The sequence below is a fragment of the Fibrobacter succinogenes genome (assembly GCF_902779965.1).
Classification (GTDB): domain Bacteria; phylum Fibrobacterota; class Fibrobacteria; order Fibrobacterales; family Fibrobacteraceae; genus Fibrobacter; species Fibrobacter succinogenes_F.
In genome coordinates this window covers 1-7,910 of record NZ_CACZDK010000061.1, presented here as the reverse complement: position 1 = coordinate 7,910, position 7,910 = coordinate 1, and the positions used below count along the sequence as shown (strand labels likewise).

The 7,910-nt window shown below is 42.3% G+C and carries 4 protein-coding genes; all 4 read left to right on the top strand.

Annotated features, from left to right (window positions below; genetic code table 11):
* Positions 1 to 84: 84 nt before the first annotated feature.
* The 4 genes from HUF13_RS16810 to HUF13_RS16795 all read left to right on the top strand — a co-directional run bounded on the left by HUF13_RS16810 (position 85) and on the right by HUF13_RS16795 (position 7,705).
* A complete protein-coding gene (locus tag HUF13_RS16810; protein ID WP_304039348.1) occupies positions 85 to 3,375 on the top strand; it encodes a helicase-related protein in 3,291 nt (1,096 codons plus the stop codon).
* An 11-nt stretch (positions 3,376 to 3,386) separates the two neighbouring features.
* Positions 3,387 to 6,494 (top strand): Eco57I restriction-modification methylase domain-containing protein, encoded by a 3,108-nt coding sequence (locus tag HUF13_RS16805; protein ID WP_173476180.1) that lies wholly within the window; start codon positions 3,387 to 3,389, stop codon positions 6,492 to 6,494.
* Between the two features lie 252 nt (positions 6,495 to 6,746).
* Complete coding sequence (locus HUF13_RS16800) at positions 6,747 to 7,259, top strand: hypothetical protein (protein WP_173476179.1); 513 nt, start codon at positions 6,747 to 6,749, stop codon at positions 7,257 to 7,259.
* Positions 7,260 to 7,270: 11 nt separating this feature from the next.
* On the top strand, positions 7,271 to 7,705 hold the full coding sequence (locus HUF13_RS16795) for a hypothetical protein (RefSeq protein ID WP_173476178.1): 435 nt from the start codon (positions 7,271 to 7,273) through the stop codon (positions 7,703 to 7,705).
* Positions 7,706 to 7,910 lie beyond the last annotated feature (205 nt).

The window sequence follows — 7,910 nt, the reverse complement described above, 5'->3', positions numbered from 1 at the left end:
GCGACTCCACGCCTTTTTTGTTTTCCCGACATCTTGGGCCGAAGTCTTTGTGCGAATGAGAGCGAACATTCGCATGGAGTCTAAATGGCAAAAAGGTTCTTTACCAACCGCGACGGCAACACCCTGATGAAGGAATTCGAGGGCGTTCTCACAAACAATCCCGCTATCAAGAACCTAGACTCCGTTGTGGGTTTCTTGCGGGCAAGCGGCTACTTCTCTCTTCGCCCTTTTTTGGACTCCATCAACAAGGCTCGCATCCTTATCGGTATAGATGTTGACAAGTACATTGTTCAAGCGCACAATGCGGGGACACTTTTCTTTGGTGCCGAGAAAGAAGTCAGGGAAGATTATCTTGAACAACTCCGCAAGGATATTGAACACGCTCGATATACAAAGGAAGTCGAAGCGGGCATTCGCCAGATGGCAGAAGATATCGCAAGTGGAAAACTGGAACTCCGCGCGCACCCGAGCAAGAAAATCCATGCGAAAATCTATTTGCTTTATCCAGACAACTTTAATGAATACACGCTTGGAGCCGCCATTACCGGCTCCAGTAACCTGAGCGGAAATGGCCTCGGGATTTCTAATGAAACGCAATACGAATTCAATGTCAAACTGACTGATTTTGAGGATGTTCAGGGCGCAAAGGACGAATTTGAAATCCTTTGGGCAGAGGCCGAAGGGTGTCCCATAGAGTTTGATGATGTAGATGCGACCATCAAGAGCACCTACCTTAAAGGCGATGCTGCTCCGTATGAAATCTACATAAAGATGCTTATGGAGTATTTCTCCGACCGCAAACTGGAAGTCAATCAGGAAGATGCATTCGATGTCCCTCCGGGTTATTTGAAACTTGAATATCAAACCGATGCCGTTGTGGAAGGGTATCAGAAACTTATCAAGTACGATGGATTCTTCTTGGCAGATGTCGTCGGTCTTGGAAAGACTGTCGTTGCGGCAATGATTGCAAAGCAGTTCTGCATTGACAATGGTTACGGAAATACGAAAATTCTTCTCGTTTTCCCTCCTGCAGTTGAAGAGAACTGGAAATCGACATTCAGGGATTTTGGGCTGTTTGAAAGGACCGAATTCGTCCATAACGGAAGCCTTGACCATATTCTTGATGAAGACAATGTGAACTATTCGAATGCGGGCGATTATGACTTGGTTATAGTTGATGAAGCGCATAAGTTCCGCTCTCACACAACTTCCCAGTTCAATTTCTTGCAAGAGATTTGCAAGATGCCCCGAATTAATCAAGGCGGTATTCCGGGCTACCGTAAAAAGGTGATGCTCATCTCGGCGACCCCGATGAACAACTCACCCTTGGATATTTACAACCAAATCCTTTTGTTCCAGGATCCCAGACGTTGTACCATCGATGGTGTCACCAACTTGACAAACTTTTTCTCTCCACTCATCGTACAGTTCAAAAAACTTAGAGCGCAAAAGGATTACGACCTGCCAGCATTCAAGAGGTTGGCGGAAAAAGTTCGTGACAGGGTTATCAAGCCCATTACGGTTCGCAGAACTCGTAGCGATATTGAAGCGATTCCTCGTTACAGCAAGGATGTCAATGGATTCCCGAAGGTGGCTCCGCCTGTCAAGAATACATACGAACTGAATGACCGCGTGGCAGATTTGTTCGAAGAGACAATGGATATTCTGGTGGACAAGTTGACATACGCCCGCTATCAGGCAATTGCCTTCTTGAAGGAGGAAAAATCCAATGGTCTGTATGACAATGCGGAGGTGATTTCCCGCAGTTTGGCTGGCATCCGTAAAAACGGTCTCGTGAAACGCCTAGAAAGCAGCTTCCATGCTTTCAAGATTTCTGTTGCCAACTTTAGGCAGGCAAACCAGAACATGATAGACATGTTCAATAATGATCGTGTGTTTATCGCTCCCGATTTGGATATCAACAAGATGTATGATCAAGGGTTAAGTAACGACGAAATCGAAGAAAAGATAAACCAAAAAGCAGAAAACAATCCGAAGAATGCGAAATTCTGCGTTGCTGATTTCAAGCCCGGTTTCAAGGAAATGCTTGAAGCCGACCAGATTGTCTTGGACGATCTCTGCAAAAAATGGGATAGCGTAACGGATGCCGATGATTCCAAGTTTGCCAAGTTCAAGGATTTGCTGGACCACGAACTCTTTAAGGCTTCTAAAAATCCGGAGCAGAAATTGGTGGTTTTCTCGGAATCCCTTGATACAGTGGAGTACTTGAAAAACCGTATTGGTCGTGATGATGTTCTAGTTATCTCCAGCGACAACAGAAAAAGGCTATTTACGACCATTCGTGATAACTTTGACGCGAACTATATCAAGGCGCAAAAGAACGACTTTAACATCATCATTACGACGGATGTGTTGGCCGAAGGTGTGAACCTGCACCGTTCAAACATCATTGTGAATTACGATACGCCATGGAATTCGACCAAGTTGATGCAACGAATAGGGCGTGTAAACCGTGTTGGTTCCAAGTCAAAGAATATCTACAACTACGTATTCTACCCGTCTAGGCAAGGCAATAAAGAAATCAATTTGAATAAGATTGCCCTTTCAAAGATACAGACCTTCCATACGACCTTTGGTGAAGACAATCAGATTTATTCTACCGAAGAAATCCTTGACCGTGATTTGGATAAACTGTTTGATGCAGCTATTAAGCCGAAGGAAGAAGTAAATCTTGAATTGCCGTTCTACGAGGAACTGCGCACGCTTTATCAAGAAAACCGAAAGGAATACAATCGTATCTCCAAAATGTCTATGCGTAGCCGAACGGGCAGAAACGCCTTGACAGTGCAAGGTGTGACGCTTGACAACGATACGCTCGTTTTCTTGAAGACGAACCATCGCAAAATTTTCTATAGGGTCAGCGATTCATCTTCAGAGCAGCTTTCTCCTATTGACGCAATGAACTATTTCAAGGCGGCAAAAGAGGAACCGTCGAAGGCTCGTATCGAAAACCACCATGAGCATGTGCAGAAGGCTATTGAAAAGTTTACGGCGGTAAAATGCGAAGAAGTTTCCGCTGTCGATTTGAATGCCCCGCAGATGAATGCTGGTGCGCAAGTCACGACAGCCTTGAATCTTTTGAAAACGTTCTTGCCCAAGGCACGGGATGATGACGAAAAAGTTCGTATACATCATTTGATTGCGAATGTTGAAAACGGCGTAATCGCCTTTGTGGCGCGTAGGCTAGAACGCATGCATAAGGATCTTGGCCGGGGTAAGTTGTCGCAGGAACAAGCGCAGAATGAAATTTTTGAAATGGCGAAAAAATATGACGCCTATTTCATCGCAAACGAAAGTCTTAAACGAGAAAGCGAATCAGCCCCCGAAATCGTTCTTTCGGAATCGTTTAGTTAAGGGAGATGACCATGAATGCCCAAGAAATTCAGAACATAGTCGAAGCAAGATACAACAGGGCCAGTTGGCTGAAATTGCTCCATGGTGTTTTCGGTGCAAAGGTCAAGTTTTTTGCGGCACCTACGACATTGACTGTCGAAAAGGCAATCGCCAGCGAGGCGGTTTATTTGGGTGACGTCACGTTACAGGACGACCATAAGATTGCCGTATACGAAGTCCATCTCTCAGAACATGTGAACATTGAACGGAATAGGGCCGGAATCAGAAATTTGCTCTGTTCCCAGTGGCGGGGTGCTGGCTTTGCGGGTGCGTTCATGCTCTGTTACCGTAATTCCGAATCGGTTCTCCGTTTTTCGTATGTGAGTGAATCATGGGCGTTTAACGAAGAAGGTGCCTACAAAAAAGAATCGACAGATGCTCTGCGCTTTACATATTTGCTAGGTGAAGGTCATCGTTCTAGAACTGCAGTGCGGCAATTTATGGAACTGGCGAGTAGCGGTTTGACTCTTAAAGATGTGACGAGGGCTTTCTCTGTAGAGGCTCTCAGCAAGCGATTCTTCAACGAGTATAAGGAAAAATATGAAGATATCGTTGAATACGTGACAGGAAAGCGTGTAGTTAAGTCGGGGAGTAAATGGGAAACGAAAACAACCGGTGTCCCAAATAAAAAAATAATGACCGCGTTTTCTGTTTTTGCTGACCCCGAGAAGGCCGTTCGTGATTACGTGAAAAAGCTGATGGGCCGCCTTGTGTTTATCCAGTTCTTGCAAAAGAAGGGCTGGATGGGCGTCCCGGCAAGCGATGCTGCGTGGAAAAATGGCGACAAGGATTTTGTGCAGAATCTGTTCAAGAATACAAAGAATAAGGATTCATTTATTGACGATGTTCTGGAACCGTTGTTTGATGACTTGAATACTAAACGAGAAAATGACCTTGTGTCTTCGGAAATGGTTGGCAAGAACATCAAGGTGCCGTATCTGAATGGCGGACTTTTCGAGAAGGATGCTCAGGATAATACAGATTTCCCGCTTCCAAAAAAATTTATGGAGGGGCTGTTAGAATTCTTTACGCAGTATAACTTCACCATAGACGAGAATGACCCGGACGACGCCGAAGTGGGTGTTGACCCGGAAATGCTGAGCTGCATCTTTGAAAACCTGCTTGAAGACAACAAGGAAAAGGGAGCGTTCTACACGCCGAAAGAAATTGTGCAATACATGTGTCGCGAAAGCCTGATTGCGCACTTGTGTAACGGCGTGAAGAAAAAAGAAACGAAGGAACGGATTCGTGATTTCGTACTGACACATAAAGTAGATGTATTGAATGGTGATGAAGATATTTCAGAACAAGTTGACGAAAAACTGAAAAATGTCAAGATTTGCGACCCTGCCATTGGTTCTGGCGCTTTCCCCATGGGCTTGATGCGGGAACTCTATTTTTGCCGTTCTGCGATTGAGGGCTTTGACCACGCGAAGGCTGCAGAAATCAAGAAGCACATTATCCAGCAGAATATCTATGGCGTTGATATTGAGAAGGGGGCCGTTGATATTGCGAGACTCCGTTTTTGGCTAAGCCTGATTGTCGATGAAGAAACTCCGCATGCATTGCCGAACCTGGATTTCAAGATTATGCAAGGGAATAGCCTTCTGGAGCAATACGAAGGCGTAGATTTAAGCGATATCACCTACAATGCAACGAAGAAAGAAAAGGTTACTGGGAAAATTTTAGACTTGTTTGATACAGGAGAAGTCGCCAATAAAAAAGTCATTTCTCTTTTGAAAGATGAATTCTTTAATTGCGAAGACCATGAAATGAAACGTCAAATTCGAGAAGCCCTTAAGTCAAGAATACAAGATTTGCTTCGCGAAAAAGGTTTTGGAGTAAAACTGGATGCAATCAAGGATGTAACCGCAACAGACCAATTCTTCTTGTGGCATACATGGTTCAGTGAGGTTTTTGAACAAGGCGGGTTTGATATTGTGATAGGGAATCCGCCGTATATTGATTCTGAGTCTATGACGAATCAGGGGTTGGATTGGGAAAGAGCGGCTTTGCAAAAAAGATATTTGAATCTTTCTGGAAATTGGGATATCTATATGGCGTTTTTTGAATTATCCTTAAATATTGGGAAGACTGTTTGTTTTATTACGCCTGACAAGTGGCTGTCTAAACCATTTGGTGAAATGTTTAGAAAAAATCAAATGTGCAGGCGATTACTCCTTATTACCAAAGCGGGAAACAAGGTGTTTGAGAATGCCACTGTTGATGCGATAATTACATTATTTGGGTCTGATGCAAAGGAGACAAATTTTGCGCAGTTTTTTGAGAAAAACAGCGTTAAAACAATTGTCTCCGAAAATATTTCAAAAATAGAAAGGCCTTATTTGATTGATTATCTGTTTTCTAACAATATCAAATTAATAAAAAAAATAGACTCAATAAAATTTTGGATAAAAAATTATGTTGAATGTGAGAACGCTTGTGCAACCTCTGATTTCTATAAAGTCAGGGATTTGATTGAAATAAACAAATCGCCCAATTTAAAAGATTACTACAAACTTATCAATACAGGAACTATAGAAAAATATCGTAACAAATGGGATGAAAAAGAAATTTCTTATGGTGGTAAGTATTCATTCCCGGTTGTATCGAAAAAGATATTTAATGAAATTCTAGGGAAAAGCTATACACAAAGAGCCTCTTTGCCTAAAATTATATTTAAGGGGCTTAATCTTTTAGATGGTTGCCTAGACGAAAACGCCACTATAATTCCAGGCAAATCGACAATTGTTTTATGCTCAAAAAAAATAAATCTCTTAAAATGCCTTTTAGGAATTCTTAATTCTAAATTGCCAATACTATATATCAAGTCTAAGTATGCTTCTAGCAGTTATTGCGGTGGAATCACCTTTACGAAGGATATGATTAATAATTTTCCGATTCCATTAATGAGCGAAGACCAGCAGCAACCCATCATCACTCTCGTAGATAAAATCCTTGCTGCAAAGAAAGTGAATCCGCAAGCAGACACCAGCGATTTGGAACATCAAATCGACCAACTCGTTTACAAACTCTACGACCTGACCCCCGCCGAAATCAAAACCATCGAAAAGAACTAACCTTTTTGCCTCAATACCGCGAAAATCGTCAAGAACCTGCCGAAAGTGAAGTTTTAGGAATTATCCCAGTTCATCGTCAACCCATTCGACTTCGCACTCTATCTCGGGGAGTTTTTTCCCATCAAAGATAGGCTGTTCGAGAAATTCGACGTAATTACCATTGGTCATACGTGGGTACTCCTAAAAAAATATGCAATTGTCATCTTATGACAGTTGTTTAAATATATATTTATGCGTGAAAGGATGTCTTGTATGGATAGGCTTTACTGCGAAAGATATTACGAGGATGAGGAACTTGCTTTTGTGCAGGATACCTATGGTATCGTTTTGGAAAAGAAAGTTATCGATGCCGCAAATAAATTCTTTAGCGTCTTTTATATGATCGAGACAACTTATTGCAAAATTCATCGCTACGATGGCTATGCCCTGGATGTTTTTCCTACAGACAATAGCATGCCGATGGAAGAACTGGCTAAATTCTATACCGGAACAGATTTGCCGAAGGACTGCGTTGTCCATCCAGGAATGTCTTTTGATGAAGTTCTTGCACATATAGAACCGAAATTTTGGTCCGATGAACGTGCGACCCTAATCTCGAACTTTAAGAAAATTTTTGATATAGCGGCAGATGAAGAGCCTGTTTCTGTACTAGAAACGGGGTGCTTTGACAGTGTGCATTCCTATCAGTTTTATATCCTTTGTGGGCTTTGGATTGTTAGGTTCAAAAATGTAACTCTATTTGTGACGCTTGGTTCAGATGAGTAAGAGGCTGTGAAATGAGCGAATACATAGAACGTGAAGAATTGCGTATTGATGATCCGGAATACAACATCCTTGTAGAAAATGATGATTACCTAGTGTATAAGAAGTATGAAACGGTTCGTCTTTACATGAAAAAGCAAAAGCAGCTTGTTAGGTGTATTGGGGACTTTTATGGCGATGCCGAAGGCGCTATTATAACGGAAGACAATCAATGGTGCATAATGTATGGTTGCGGAATTATTGCATATCGCTTAAAAGAGCCGTTTGATGACTATAGCTATGACACTGTATGCGAACAATGGTCTGAATTCCGCCGTGGACCAAAAGACATCTTGTGGGTGGAAAAGGTTGTGCAAACGTCGCCTACATCGATGCTCGTGATTTCAGAAGACGAATCAAAATATACATTGGATATTTTAGATAACCATTTGAAATTGGAGCGGATTTAAAAAAAACTCTTGACAACCGCCATCTAGTAATTTATATTTAGTGCACAAGTGTGTAGAAAATTGCTTTTCGCGCACGGTGTAAAACAAGCAAAGCCCCGCCTTTTTGTGCATGTAGGCGGAGGGAGGAAAGATGAATACTAGCCAAACAAGGCCTGAAAATGTTATATTGCCATTAAGCAATATGATGTACCCCTTCATGACACTT